The sequence below is a fragment of the Parasynechococcus sp. genome, assembly GCF_045559935.1.
Taxonomy (GTDB): domain Bacteria; phylum Cyanobacteriota; class Cyanobacteriia; order PCC-6307; family Cyanobiaceae; genus Parasynechococcus.
In genome coordinates this window covers 1-13,335 of the sequence record NZ_JBJLJL010000007.1, presented here as the reverse complement: position 1 = coordinate 13,335, position 13,335 = coordinate 1, and the positions used below count along the sequence as shown (strand labels likewise).

The following is a 13,335-nucleotide window of genomic DNA, read 5'->3' as shown; positions in this document are numbered from 1 at the left end:
TCAGCATCGGAGCGGAGCGGATCAACGAACTCCGACTGCTCAGCGGACTGAAGACGCTCTGTTGCCGTGAGCAAAAACCGGACCTCTGTTCAAAGAGTTCGATCGTTGCTTGTTTCGGCCGATCCGCCCGTAGCGTCCGCGACGATTTAATCCTGATCGATGAATTGACAGGAGCCGCTCAGGCCGGAACGGGGGTCCGCCAGCCGAGGCGATCGGCTTCCTGACGGGCCAGCTCAGGCAGATCGCTGGCCACGAACATCCGATGCAGCATCTGCACGCCCAGCAGATGGTTGATCACAGCATCCATCTGCACCCGCTCGGCATCCGTTGTGCTCGGGTCCTCATGACGATCAAACAGGGCGCGGACTCCCGTCTTGCTCAGCAGGCCCGCCGTCTCGATGGCGGCGTCGCTGAGGTAGTCATCGGCCAGCCGTTTCATCTGCTGCCATTTCTCCGGTTCGGTGTGCGCCGGCGGTGCCATGAAGGCAAATTTCTCGCGCTTGTAGAGCACCTCGGGCAGCAGACCGGCCATCGCTTCGCGCAGCACGTATTTCTCGGTCTTGCCCTTGATGCGCAACTCCGGTGGCACCTGCACCGCAGCTTCGGCGAGATGGTGATCCAGAAATGCCGGCCGCGCCTCCATCGAATGAGCCATGTCGACCCGATCCCCTCCCCAGGTGAGAATCTGGCCCTCCAGCATGGTTTTGATCCAGACGTACTGGGCCTTGTCCAGAGCGTGTCGTCCCTCGAGTTGTTCCGGGTCGAGTTGATCGGCGATCGCCTGACCCGGTGAGTAGCCATCGAGGGCTTGCCGATGTTCATCGGACAGCAAATCCGGAACGAGGGGAGCGCAGGCCAGCCAGGGTTGCAGACAGCTGGGCGTGAAGCCCACCACGGCATCCAGTGCTGGATCATCGATCTGGTCGGCGGCCAGCATGGCGCCCTGCACGAGGGCATTGGAGTCCTGCAGCAGGCTTTCCCAGCTCGCCCGTTCGTCATCGGCCAGGTCGTCAAGACCATGCAGGAACATGTCCCGTCGGAACGCCGGATAGCCGCCGAACAACTCGTCCGAGCCTTCACCGGTCATCACCACCTTGTAATCGACGTTGTTGACGTGGCGACTCATCAAGAACTTCGCCACCGCGAGGGTGTTGTAGATCGTGCGCTCGGTGTGCCACAGCGTCTGTTCCATGTGTCCGTACAACTCCTGGCCGGACAGGCGCATCACGTCCTGCTGGGCACCGGTGGCCTGAGCCATCTGCTCGGCAATCGGCGATTCGTCGTAGCGGGCATCGTCGAATCCGATGGTGAATGCCTTCACCGGGCTCTGACTCACCGCCGACGCCAGCCCCAGGATCGAACAGCTGTCGATGCCACCCGAGAGGTAACAGCCCACTGGAACGTCCGCCACCATCCGCAGCTCGACCGCCTCCAACAGTGCCGAGCGCACCGAAGCGATGTGGTGGGCTTCGTCCAGGCTGCGATCCCGATCCGCCTGACGGGGGAAATTCACATCCCAGTAAGCCCATTCAGAGACCTCGAGTCGCCCCGCCGTCCTCTGCACCTTGAGCACATGCCCGGGTTTGACCTGATGAACACCGGCAAACGCGGTGGTGCCGGGCACCATCGTCTGCATCAGCTGGTGGAAGAGGCCATCGGAGGTGAAGCGACGTTCCACCGCCGGGTGTGCGAACAGCACCTTCAACTCAGAGCCGAACACGAGGCCATCCGGGGTCATCGCCCAGTACTGAGGCTTGACCCCGAAGCGATCGCGCACCAGATAGAGGCAGTCCTCCCGGCGATCAAACAACGCGAAGGCGAATTCACCCCGCAGCATCGGCAGCGTCTGTTCCAACCCCTGCTGCTGATAGAGCCGCAGCAGGATCTCGGAATCACTCTTGCTGCTGAAACGAATCCCTTGAGCCGTGAGATCGGCACGGATGCGCTGGAAGTCATAGAACTCCCCGTTGTGCGCCATCAGCACCTGGTGGTCTTCGCTCAGGAAGGGCTGCCGGCCCCGTGACTCGTTGAGATCGATGATCGACAAGCGGGCATGGCAGAAGCCGACTCCAAGCCCTTCGATGGATTCGATGCCGAAGCCATCAGGGCCGCGATGGGCCTGAATCGCCGCCATGTTGACCAGAAGCTGAGGGTCGACACGCCGTTCCTGGCTGACACTGAAGACCCCTCCGATACCGCACATCAGCCCGCCTCAGATCACGTCCATGACGCGTTCAGCCCGGTTCACCATGCAGGTGAGCAGGGCCATGCGCAGAAACACCGCGCCCCGGGCCTGGCTGAAATACCAGTTGTGGGGTGTTTCATCCAGACAGGTGCTCAATTCCGGGCCGCGGGCCAGGGGATGCAACACGATCGCCTCCGGTTTGAACGGCATGTCGCGGGTGAGCCGGAATTCATTGCCATGCACCTCATAGGTGTCGCCGACCCAGGCGATGGCATTGATGTAAACCACATCGAGATCGGGAATCTCGCCCTGCAGATCGGTGCTGCAGCGCACGCGCAAACCGGCGCTTTCCAGCTCCTCCAGCTGCCCTGCATCGAAGACGTTGCCTCCGGCTTCCATGCCGGAGGCATGGATCACGACCACCTCCTCAACCGCTTTGGGGAATTTGGCCAGGATCCGCAACAGCGAGCGCACCGTGCGCATCCGCGATGGGAGCCCAACGATGCCGATGCGGATTCGATCGGCTTCGGGAACCTCCGGCATCGCCAGGGATGGACGCCACTTGAACATGGTGTACAGGTCCGCCATGGCCTGGGTTGGATGCTCATCGATGCCGTTGCCAGCGTTGATGATTGGGATCCGCAGCGTTGAGGTCATGGCAAACACGGCGTCGGGGTTGCTGTCGCGCAGCACCACGCAGTCGCCGTAGTTGTTGAACATATGGGCCACATCCTCGAGCGACTCACCCTTGGCAATGCCGGTGGTGCTGCGATCGGTGATGTTGATCGAATCGCCACCGAGCCGGTGCCAGGCGCTGTCGAAGGACAGACGGGTGCGGGTGCTCGGTTCGTAGAAGGCGTTGATCAGAATCTTGCCGGTGAGCGGCGTGTTGTGACGGCAATAGCGATCGGGATTGCTCTCGAACTTGGCGGCCAGACGAAACAGCTGCAGCAGCGTCTCCGATCGAAAGGCCTGGATCGAGACCACGTGCTGGTCCACCAGATCCAACAACGGCACACCGTCCTCGGCGATGGCTGAAAGCAGCTCCTCCGGGTGGTTATGCCCGAACACATCAGGACCCATCGGCTGAAATCGAATCGGGGCCACGATGTCCTCAGCGACGGCAGTTTTGGCCTTTGCCATAACGGGATCGCATCAACACTCGGTTGAACAACAGAGTGCGTCTGCCGGGAATCACATCTTTCATCGGTAACAACGCCGACACCCCTACGTCCAGGCTCAGGCAGCTTCTTAATTAAATACACCGACAAACCGTAGGGATTTATACAAACAGCGCTTCATTGTTCATTGTGGACATTTACCAAACGCGTCCGTTCCGCCATTCCACCCACCAGATGGCAAGCAGAACAATCACGGACGCGCTGAGCGCCACCTGACTGCCGACAAGGATCACCTGGAACCAGGTCGGGCCGATCAAGCTGGCCATCACGGTTGTGGGGATGGTCATGTCTCCTCCTGAAGCAGGGTGAAATCAAATCGTTCCGGCCGCAGGCGACTGCCGATCAGCATCACAAGTGCCGACACGGCCGCCGAAAACACCGCAGCGCAGTAAGGCGCAATCAGCACGTAGGCGAGCAGGCCCACAACGCTCCCGGCGAGCATGGCCGCAATGGCAGCCGTGCGGTTGGCCGTGCGCCAGTACAAGCCGCACGCCACAGGCCAGACCGTGGAGGCCACCAGAGCACCGGTGAAGAACAGCACCGACGCCAGCGAATCCAGCCGCGGCCAGGACAGGGCCAGGGTGACGACCGCCAACCCCACCACCATCAGCCGCGCTGCCTGCTTGAGCTGCAGGTCACTGGCCTGGGGCCGCAGCAGGCGGAAGTAGACGTCCTCCGCCAGAAGATCGGCGGTGGAGGCCAGCAGGGAATCCAGGGTGGAGGTGAGCGACGCGAACACCACCACAAACACCAGAGCAGCGCCTCCGGCCCCGAGCAGATCAGCCGCCATCACGGGGAACACCATGTTCACCTGCTCCAGCGGGATCTCGCGGGCCAGAGCCACCAGGCCGATGGAGCCCGTCACCATCGGCACGCTCATCCAGGCGATCCCCCCCAGCACGAAGGAGGTCATCACCACCGAGCGCCGACTGGCGAACACCCGAGACCACCAGATGTTGTTGTGAAACACCTCGCCCATGGAGAAGAGGGCGGAATTCCAGGCGATCAACAAGCCGGCCGGCAGCAGCAGATCCAGCCGATCGGGATGCCGGGCCAGCAAGGACGCATGCACCTCGGGCATCGGGAACTGCCGGAAGGCGAGCACCGCCACCACCGCCAGCAGCACCATGATCAAGAGCGATTGGATGAAATCGGTGCCGATCACGGCCCGCATCCCGCCGAACAGGGTGTAAAGGGTGGCGACACCGATCACCACCACCATTCCCACGTGGTAGTCGAAGCCTGAAAGGGCCTGCAGCAGCAGTCCGGCCCCCATCGCCTGGGTCATCAGAAACCCCAGGGTGTAGATCGCGGTGATCACCATGAACACCCACCACGCCAGGCGCCCGTAGCGCAACCGGATGAAATCGCCGCTGGTGCGCCCGTTGGGCATCAGCTGCTTGATCCGAGAGGCCAGGGGGGCAAACAGGATCAATCCAAGCCCTGCCAGGGCATAGCTGAACATGCCCCAGAGCCCGGTTTTGTACCCGAACTCAGGAGCCAGCAGGGTGGTGTTGCCGGTGACCCAGGAGGCCATCAACGTGGCGGTGCTCAGGGCCAGCCCGATGTTGCGGCCGGCCAGCATGTAGTCGTCTGCATCGCTCTGCCCCCGTCGACCCCAGGCAATCCCCAGCGCGACCCACAACACGGAAAACAGAACGACCAGAGCCCAGGCAATGCCTGGAGCCAGAAAAGGGGCGGAATCAGCGGACATCGGTGGGCTCCCGATGACGCCAGTAGAGGTGGCCCCGCACGATCATCACCACGGTGGCCGCGGTCACTGCCGCCCCCAACGTGAAGATCATGCGTGCCCAAAGCAGGTCATCCAAAGAAGACATCGCGATGGCTTTGCTGTCCATAGCAAGGAGTGCGCCAATTCACAGGTGATTCGCACTGTCCTTCACTCAGTCCATGGGGACGGCGGCCTTGACGGAAGCAAGCTGAGAAGAATCCTCATCCCAAAGGATCAATGAAAAACACTTCCAAAGTTGATGCAGTTGCAGACGTGTGACGTTGTCGAAATTGTTTCGGTTCTCTTCATGGCAAGTGCGCAAGCGATAGTTCGGAATTCTTTCTGACAAATGGTGAACGTGATGGTAGGCGATATCCGCTGTAAACCAGTTGAGTACGGGGGGCATGATCAGGAATGATGAGCCCTCGATCGCGCCTTTGAAATAACTCCAGCCTTCTTCGCCGCTCGCGTAGGACCCAGGAAAATTATGTTGAACAAAGAAAACCGCGATCATAATGGCCGCGCTGACGCTCATGATGGAGGCGTATAAAATCCAAAAATGCCAATGTCCAATTGCGCTTCCAATCCACCACCAGGCAAGTGCAACGCAAATGCTGTTGGCAATCGTGTCGTAAACCTCCTCTTTCGTGTAGAAGAAGCTGGACTTATGATTTTTAATGTAAAGCCATGGATTGAACGCTTGTCCGGCTGAAATCTTGCGGGGTGTGTCCGCAAAAGCTTTGGCGATCAGCTCAATAAAGCCGAGCAAGAGTGCCACTCTTGGTTTAATGACAAGATAGTAAAATCCCCCCGGGAGTAGGGTGAGTGGATGGCGTAACAGTTGGTAGGTGAATCGGGAGCTTTTGTTTTTTGTTTCGTACTCGCGAAGCGTCGTTAGAGCAGATGGGCCTCGGTATCGATTCCAATTGCCATTGTGTTGATGGTGAAATGCATGGCCTCTTGACCAGGGGTGATGAGGCATGGCATGGACAATGCTCAAAAGAAAGGCTGCGATTCTGTTGGCGACTTTCGATCTGAATAAGCTGTGATGGCCACAGTCGTGCATCAGCGAGAAACTTCTGCTTAGAAAAAGGACGATCAGAGCAAACAGAATTGGTGTGAAAACGACCGAGGCTGTTGTCAGGTGATTGGTGAGATTGCCAATGGCAATGCAGCATAAAATCAACGGGATGACTGTGCTGGCGATTTGCCAGATAGCAATGCCGTCGTCGCTTTCCATGTAAGGCTTGATCGTTAAATCAATGCGCCTCAGGGGTCTTGAAGACAGGCTTGAGGTGGCGGCACTGGTCAAGAGAGTGAGCTCGGATGGTTTATTGGTCTTGAGGTGATCTGTTCGGCGCGCTTGATTGCAGTGTTTGGGCCGAATGCTTGATGTATTGATTGATCTTAATCGATTGATCCATGATTTGGTTGGACAATTCCGCGCCGCCGAAAAGGTTAAGAGCTCTTCTCTTGCCTGCTCGGAGAGGATGCCTGAAATGATCCTGGAAAAACACGTCAATTCAAGAAAAAACTCCTGCCCACCGTTGGTCCAAGGGGGCAGGAGTTTGAGAGAGCTTTCAACGAAACCAAGGCCGTGGCCCAGGCTGAAAATCAGACCTTTCTGGAGTAGTACTCCACCACCAGCAGTTCGTTGATTTCGAGGGCGACCCATTCGCGCTCACACTTGCCAACGATCTTGGCTGTGAGCTTGGTCTTGTCCAGCTCCATGTGGGGCGGAATGTTGGCCAGGCCTGGGAATTCCAGGTTGCCTTCGGCCAGTTTCTTGCTGCCCTTGCGTTCGCGGATCGCGATCACATCACCGGTTTTGCACTGGTAGCTGGCGATGTCGGTGACGCGACCGTTCACCACCACGTGGCCGTGGTTCACCAGCTGGCGGGCACCGGGAACGGTGGGGCCGAAGCCGAGACGGAAACAGACGTTGTCGAGCCTGTTCTCCAGAAGCTTGAGCAGGTTGGTTCCGGTGGAACCTTCCTGGGCACGGGCTTTCTTCACGTAACGCACCAGCTGGCGTTCGGAGACCCCGTAGTTGAAGCGGAGTTTCTGCTTTTCTTCGAGTCGGATCGCGTATTCAGAGCGCTTGCGACGGGCTTGGCCGTGCTGACCGGGGGGATAGGACCGCTTTGCGGCCTTCCGGGTGAGACCGGGAAGGTCTCCCAAGCGCCGCGTGATCCTCAGACGAGGGCCGCGGTATCGAGACATAGATCGATGGAATGGGAAGGTGTGAACCGTTCGTGCGTCTCGGCGGGCATGCTGGAACCAGTGATGGGTCCGTGCCCACGCTCATGCACGAATCGACCACTGTATCCGGCAGCCCTCTCAGTGCCATCATCGCGGCGTTCAATCAGGCGCTGGCCTGGGTGTTGCTCGCCTTGATCGGCTTCTACAGGCGCTTCATCTCGCCGCTCACCGGCCCTCGCTGCCGCTTCATCCCCACCTGCAGCGCCTACGGACTGGAGGCGATTCAGAAGCACGGACCCTGGCGCGGCAGCTGGCTCACGATCAAACGTCTGCTGCGCTGCACTCCGCTCACGCCCTGCGGCTGCGATCCGGTGCCCGACTGATGTCTTCGCTGGTTCTCTACAGCCGCCGGGGGTGTTGCCTCTGCGAAGGACTGGAGGCGCGGCTGCGGAACCTGGATCTGGCTGCGCTGGATCTGGAGCTGCAGGTGATCGACATCGATGCCGTTGCGGTGTCGCCGGCGCTGAAGGCCCGCTACGACCTGGAGGTGCCCGTGCTGGCGCTCGCTGATCAAGAGCTGCCACGGGTGTCGCCGCGGTTGGACGGCGAGGGCCTGTTCAACTGGTTGCAACGCCGCCTGTCCAACCCGGACGGCCCGCCTTAGAACGTGCCCAGATCATTCCGCGTCAGGGGGATTTGGATGGGCCAGACGCTGCACGCCCTGCTGCGCCAGGTCGCTTGGCAGATCCCCGAGGGATTGCCGGATCCGCTGCTTCAGCAGATCACCTGCGACTCCCGGGCGGTGCAGGACGGCACCCTGTTCCTGGGATTGCCTGGAGAGCGTGTGGATGGGGGGCGGTTCTGGCGTCAGGCTCTCGAGGCGGGAGCTGCGGCGGCGGTGATCGGTCCTTCAGCGGCGGCGGTGCTGCCGCCAGCGGCCCATGAGCCGGTGGTGGTGGTGGGCGAGCCGGTGGCCCGTCAGCTGGGAGAACTGGCAGCGGCCTTCTGGGAGCAGCCCAGCTCGCGACTGGCCCTGATCGGTGTCACCGGCACCAATGGCAAAACCACCACCACCCATCTGATCGAGCATCTGGCGACGGCTATCGGTACCCCCACGGCCCTGTTCGGCACGTTGGTGAATCGCTGGCCCGGCCACAGCATCACGGCCACCCACACCACCGGTTTCGCCGATCGTCTGCAGGGGCAGTTGGCCGCCGCCGCCAGCGCCGGGGCTCAGCTTGGGGCGATGGAGGTCAGTTCCCATGCCCTGGCTCAGCAGCGGGTGGCCGGTTGCCGTTTCGCCGCTGCGGTGTTCACCAACCTCACCCAGGACCATCTCGACTATCACGCCTCGATGCAGGCTTATTTCGAGGCGAAGGCGGCCCTGTTCGCTGATCCCCTGCTGCAGCCAGGACCGGCCCGCGCGGTGGTGAACAGCGACGATCCCTGGGGTCTGCAGCTGGCGGAACGGCTTGGGGATCGCTGCTGGCGCAGTTCCCTCAGCGAGCCCGGGGCGGAGCTGCGCATGAGCGATCTGGAGATGACGGCTCGTGGGGTGCGCGGCCGGTTGATCACCCCGCTGGGGGAGGGGCCGTTCGTCTCGCCGCTGCTGGGTCGTTTCAATCTGATGAACCTGCTGCAGGCGGTGGGTGTGCTGGTGCAGTGCCAGTTGCCGCTGATGCCCTTGCTGGAGGCGATCGAAGGATTCCGCGGCGTGCCGGGGCGGATGGAGCGGGTGCTGCTGCCCGGTGCCGATGCGCACGCACTGCCCACGGTGCTGGTCGATTACGCCCATACCCCCGATGGTCTGGAGAATGCCCTGGCGGCTTCGCGTCCCTTCAGCCGCGGTCGGTTGATCTGCGTGTTCGGCTGTGGTGGCGACCGGGATCGCGGCAAGCGTCCTCAGATGGCGTCGATCGCGGCACGGCTGGCGGATCGGGTGGTGGTCACCTCCGACAACCCGCGCACCGAAGACCCGCAACGGATCCTGGAGGATGTGGTGGCGGGGATCCCGGCCGGTACCGACAGCCTGGTGGAGGGCGATCGGGCAGCGGCGATCGCGGCGGCGATTGCGGCGGCAGCACCGGAGGATCTGGTGCTGGTGGCGGGCAAAGGCCATGAGGATTACCAGATCCTCGGCACCGACAAGGTGCATTTCGATGATCGCGAGGAGGCCGAGAACGCTCTTCGGGCCAGGCTGCACGGGTCAGAATCAGAGCAGATTGGCGCTGTCTGATCCGGAATGGAAGGTCTGAACCGGGCTGAACTGTTCAAGGACGCCCAGTTTCTGCAGTCGCCGGAGGGTCTGCTGGGCGGCACCGTGGTGCTGCTTCTGTTCTGGTTGCTGCTGCGTCTGCTCGAGCGCTGGGGGACATCCTCGTGGTCTCCGGTGATCCGCGCGGTGCGACGTCCGCTGGTGCTTGGGTTCGGGTTGGCGTTGTTCGTCGGCTGGATCTTCGGTCTGCTTGCCCACAATCTGTCTGCTCTCACGGAGCGCGATGTGGCGCGATTGACCACCTCGATCGTGCTGATCGTGATTGGCCGTGCTCTCATCGTGGGCGGCCTGAAGTTTCTCCATTCCGCCACATTCAATCGCTGGCTGATGCGGGAGATTGAGAACGAGCGGGAGCGGGCGATGATGGTATCGCTGCTCGATCGTATTTACAGCATTGTGATTGTTCTGGTCACATTTGCAGCGATCATGGTGGCCTTCGGTGTGTCTCCTACAGCTGTGGGGGCGGTTCTCGGCGGTGCGGGCATCGGGATCGGCTTTGGCACGCAGCAGATCTCCCAGAACTTTCTCTCCGGTCTGATGTTGTTCTTCAACCGTCCTTTTGCAGAGGGTGACTGGATCAAGGTGTCGAGCTTCGAAGGCACGGTGGAGCGGATTGGCTGGTATCACACACGCATTTGCACGTTTGATCAGCGTCCTCTGTTCATTCCCAATGCATTGTTTGCGACAACGCCGATTGAGAATCCAGGGCGGATGTATCACCGTCGGATCTATGAGGAAATCAGTCTGCGCTATGAAGATCTCGCCTGTGTCTCTCAGATCGTCCGTGATGTGAAGCAGATGCTGCAACAGCATCCTGCGATCGATCAGAGCAAGACGATCCTGGTGAATTTCAATCAGTGGGGCAGCTCATCGATCAACGTGATGATCTATGCCTTCACCAAGACCACGGATTGGTCTCTGTGGCTGGATCAGCAACAGGATGTGTTTCTGAAGGTGGCCGACATCGTGAAGGCGGCAGGGGCTGATTTCGCCTTCCCTTCCACCACGCTGTACGCCTCCCCTGGTTTTCAGTCGCTGCAGGCCGCCGCGCCTCGCCCGGACACAGAACAGTAAAATTTACACAATATCGTGAGTATATTGTAAATATATCGTCACGATATTGTGCTTAACGTGGTGATCAGTCGGTCGATCTCCTCGTTGCTGGTGCTGATGTGGGTGCAGGCCCGCAGGCAGCTCGGGTCGGCGAGGTCTCGGATCCAGATGCCGTCACGCCCCAGTTGCTGCACCAGGTCTGCCGGCGCGGGAGCGTTGCTGATCTGAAAGCTCACCAGTCCGCTCGCCGGCGGCTGATTGAGCAGTGGGCTCACCGCCGCCAGGGCGGACAACCCTTGCCATAGATCGCTGCTGAGGGTCTGGATCCGCTGCCAGCGCGCCTCCGCATTGCCGTGCTGCTCCATCAGGTCCAGGGAGCTGCGCAGGCCTGCCATCAGAGGGACGCAGCTGGTGGCCACCTCGAAGCGGCGACTGTCGTGGTGAAACGGATCCGCGCTGCTGAGGTCCGCCTTGCTCTCGTCCCGCAGGCTGCGCCATCCGATCAGCGTGGGTTGCCCCTGCTCCAGCACCCGTTGCGAGAGGGCCACGCCCCCCAGTCCTTCCGGGCCGCAGGCCCACTTGTGGCCGGTGAAGGCGTAGATGTCTGCCCTGGCGGCCGCCTCGGCCACGGGGATCTGCCCGAAGCTCTGGGCGGCGTCCACCAGCAGGTAGGGCTTCCGGGGGTGCTGGTGAAGCCGTTCCGCCACAGCGGCGATCGGCATGATCTGTCCGGTGTTCCAGAGCAGATGGCTGAGCACCACCAGGCGGGTGCGGGGGGTGAGCGACTGCTCCAGGGCTTCGGCCAATCCCGCATTGGTGGAGGGTTGGTCGCCGCGCAGGTGCTTCACCGGCAGGCTGTCGATCGACAGACCCTGGCGGCGGGCCAGCTCCACGCAGGCCGCCACCACCCCCGGGTGCTCGCAGTCGCTGATCAGCAGGCGGTCGTCGGCATCAAACGGCAGCCCCCAGAGCGGCAGTACGCATCCGCTGGTGACGTTTTCACTCAGGGCCAGCCGATGGGGGGGAACACCGCAGAGCTCTGCCAGCCGGCGGCGGGTGCTGTTGACCTCGGCGGCGATGAACGGCCACACATCCGTGGTGAAGGGACCCAGCTCCTGGATGCGCTTCCAGCTGGCGGTGATGGCCTCCAGTGATGGGGTCGGCAGCGGGCCCTGGCCGCCGTAGTTGAAGTAGGTCTTGTTCTGCAGGGCAGGGCAAAGCTGTTTCCAGGTCAGAGAGCTGTGTGCGGTCGGGTTGGAGCTCGTGTCACCCATGGCCGAGGGTCCTGCGCGCCTCCACCGTATGGAGGGCTGAGCGGTGATCGATGAAACGGAGCCTTTGGCTACAGATCAGCGTCAGGCACTGTTGTTGTTGTTACTTACACCTTTATTCAGTGGCGATAAGTTAATTGGAGTCGATGAATGGTCGTGTCACTGACATCCCGCTACAGAGCTCTGATTGACCAGGCGAATCAGGCAAAGGATCGCCAGACCTGTTTCTACTATCTGAAGCAGGCTGAGAAGTTGTTGCAGACTCAGTCTCCAGACCAGTACGGCATTCAGCCTGTCGCTTCGATGGTGTCGCGTTCACAGATTCAGCAGGCTGCCTGAGCTCAGAACAGCAGAATTGCTCAATCGGGCATTTCGGTAGTCGTCTTATCTGAAAGATGGTGACTGTTCGGATAAATCTTCCATGAGTTGCCTGTCTTCTTGTATGAACCGCAACCAAACCATTCTGAAACTGGTTGACAAAGCAGCACCGCGTGTCACCCCGAAGCCTGTGCTGAAGCCGAGGCCCACGTTGCCGAAGCAATCACGGTTCGAATCGCCGGCATGGGAGGACTACCGGGCTAATTACTCCGGTCTGGACTGATCCCAGCCGCGTCCAGGCGGATGTGGTCGTGTTGTCGGTGGGGCAGTGAAGGGGTGCCGTTGTGTTGATATGGATCGCAATCCAGAGTTCTCTTTTCTGCATTGATGTGCTGAAGCAAGTGTTCACGGTGCTGATGGGGGGCATGTTCGCCTCGATCATGCTTCGCTGTTTCCAGGAAGACTGGAACCTGCGTCGGCATCGCAGGTTGCGTCAGTCGTCCGTTCAGTCTGCGGGCAGCAGAGAGCCGGTGCTCTGAACACCGCGTTGTTGTCGATCGCTGGTCGATGATGCGTGCATGACGTCAACCGACTGGCTCTGGATCCTGCATCCGGCCCTGGCCGTGGTCGTGATCTATCCCCTGCTCGGGATGGTGGTGCGGCTTGCCTGGTCGATCCGGCGGGAACGGTCTGCAGGTGCAGGCCGGCAGCACGGTGACCTCGGCCGCTGGCTGGCGACAGCGGTGGTGCTGCTGGTGCTCACGGCCCTGACGGTGGTGATCGCCACCAAGGAGCCTCCGGACCGCTTCGCCGGCGGTCCCGCGCGGGCAGCGGAGTTGCTGCTGGTGCTGCTCGGAACGCTGGGCAGCCTTCTGGCGCTCTGGCGCTGCCGCCCCGCAGCAGGACGGCTGGGTTTTGCGCTGCTCAGCTGGGCTGGGGTGCTGCTGCTCGGCGCTCAGCCGGAGGTCTGGCGGCTGTCGGATGACCCCCTCTCGCTCGCGTTCTGGCAATCCCATTACTGGGCTGGTGTGGGGCTCACCGGGCTGATGCTCTTCTCCCTGGGGGCATGGCCGGAGATCCAGCGCCAGCGAAGGCTGCGGCGCTTGCATGTGAGCGCT

The 13,335-nt window shown here is 61.2% G+C and carries 13 protein-coding genes; 6 read left to right on the top strand and 7 right to left on the bottom strand.

From position 1 onward, the window contains the following. Positions 1-178: 178 nt before the first annotated feature. The 6 genes from asnB to rpsD form a co-directional block, all read right to left on the bottom strand. The gene (gene asnB, locus ACJ0G7_RS03380) at positions 179-2,203 is read right to left on the bottom strand and encodes an asparagine synthase (glutamine-hydrolyzing) (RefSeq protein ID WP_407395204.1); all 2,025 of its coding nucleotides are present in this window, start codon (positions 2,201-2,203) and stop codon (positions 179-181) included. 9 nt (positions 2,204-2,212) lie between these two features. Next, on the bottom strand, positions 2,213-3,328 hold the full coding sequence (locus tag ACJ0G7_RS03375) for an aspartate carbamoyltransferase (RefSeq protein ID WP_407395203.1): 1,116 nt from the start codon (positions 3,326-3,328) through the stop codon (positions 2,213-2,215). A 175-nt stretch (positions 3,329-3,503) separates the two neighbouring features. Further along, a complete protein-coding gene (locus ACJ0G7_RS03370) occupies positions 3,504-3,653 on the bottom strand; it encodes a hypothetical protein (RefSeq protein ID WP_407395202.1) in 150 nt (49 codons plus the stop codon). Continuing rightward, on the bottom strand, positions 3,650-5,080 hold the full coding sequence (locus tag ACJ0G7_RS03365) for a sodium:solute symporter family protein (protein WP_043695856.1): 1,431 nt from the start codon (positions 5,078-5,080) through the stop codon (positions 3,650-3,652). Before ACJ0G7_RS03365 ends, ACJ0G7_RS03370 begins: the two co-directional genes overlap by 4 nt. 190 nt (positions 5,081-5,270) lie before the next feature. Beyond that, positions 5,271-6,773, bottom strand: coding sequence for a fatty acid desaturase (locus ACJ0G7_RS03360; RefSeq protein ID WP_407395201.1), 1,503 nt, complete (start codon positions 6,771-6,773; stop codon positions 5,271-5,273). Beyond that, a complete protein-coding gene (gene rpsD / locus ACJ0G7_RS03355; protein ID WP_407395200.1) occupies positions 6,713-7,321 on the bottom strand; it encodes a 30S ribosomal protein S4 in 609 nt (202 codons plus the stop codon). The genes ACJ0G7_RS03360 and rpsD overlap by 61 nt, the downstream gene beginning before the upstream one ends. A gap of 83 nt (positions 7,322-7,404) precedes the next feature. Between rpsD and yidD the strand changes: the two genes are divergently transcribed. The 4 genes from yidD to ACJ0G7_RS03335 are packed head-to-tail and all read left to right on the top strand — an operon-like array spanning position 7,405 to position 10,649. Then, a complete protein-coding gene (gene yidD / locus ACJ0G7_RS03350; RefSeq protein WP_407395281.1) occupies positions 7,405-7,683 on the top strand; it encodes a membrane protein insertion efficiency factor YidD in 279 nt (92 codons plus the stop codon). Continuing rightward, on the top strand, positions 7,683-7,964 hold the full coding sequence (locus ACJ0G7_RS03345) for a glutaredoxin family protein (RefSeq protein ID WP_407395199.1): 282 nt from the start codon (positions 7,683-7,685) through the stop codon (positions 7,962-7,964). Before yidD ends, ACJ0G7_RS03345 begins: the two co-directional genes overlap by 1 nt. A gap of 36 nt (positions 7,965-8,000) precedes the next feature. Beyond that, positions 8,001-9,536, top strand: a complete 1,536-nt coding sequence (locus ACJ0G7_RS03340) for a UDP-N-acetylmuramoyl-L-alanyl-D-glutamate--2,6-diaminopimelate ligase (protein ID WP_407395198.1) — start codon at positions 8,001-8,003, stop codon at positions 9,534-9,536. Between the two features lie 6 nt (positions 9,537-9,542). Continuing rightward, positions 9,543-10,649: a mechanosensitive ion channel family protein gene (locus ACJ0G7_RS03335; RefSeq protein ID WP_407395197.1), complete on the top strand. Its 1,107-nt coding sequence runs from the start codon at positions 9,543-9,545 to the stop codon at positions 10,647-10,649. A gap of 38 nt (positions 10,650-10,687) precedes the next feature. On the opposite strand, the gene ACJ0G7_RS03330 is transcribed toward ACJ0G7_RS03335, so the two are convergent. Then, positions 10,688-11,902 carry an aminotransferase class V-fold PLP-dependent enzyme gene (locus ACJ0G7_RS03330; RefSeq protein WP_407395196.1) on the bottom strand — a complete coding sequence of 405 codons (1,215 nt, stop codon included), beginning with the start codon at positions 11,900-11,902 and terminating at the stop codon, positions 10,688-10,690. 704 nt (positions 11,903-12,606) lie between these two features. Here ACJ0G7_RS03330 and ACJ0G7_RS03325 point away from each other — a divergent pair. Both ACJ0G7_RS03325 and ACJ0G7_RS03320 read left to right on the top strand, forming a co-directional pair. Continuing rightward, positions 12,607-12,756, top strand: coding sequence for a hypothetical protein (locus ACJ0G7_RS03325; protein ID WP_156957195.1), 150 nt, complete (start codon positions 12,607-12,609; stop codon positions 12,754-12,756). A 39-nt stretch (positions 12,757-12,795) separates the two neighbouring features. Further along, on the top strand, positions 12,796-13,335 hold a 540-nt coding region (locus tag ACJ0G7_RS03320), incomplete at its 3' end, for a DUF4079 family protein (RefSeq protein ID WP_407395195.1).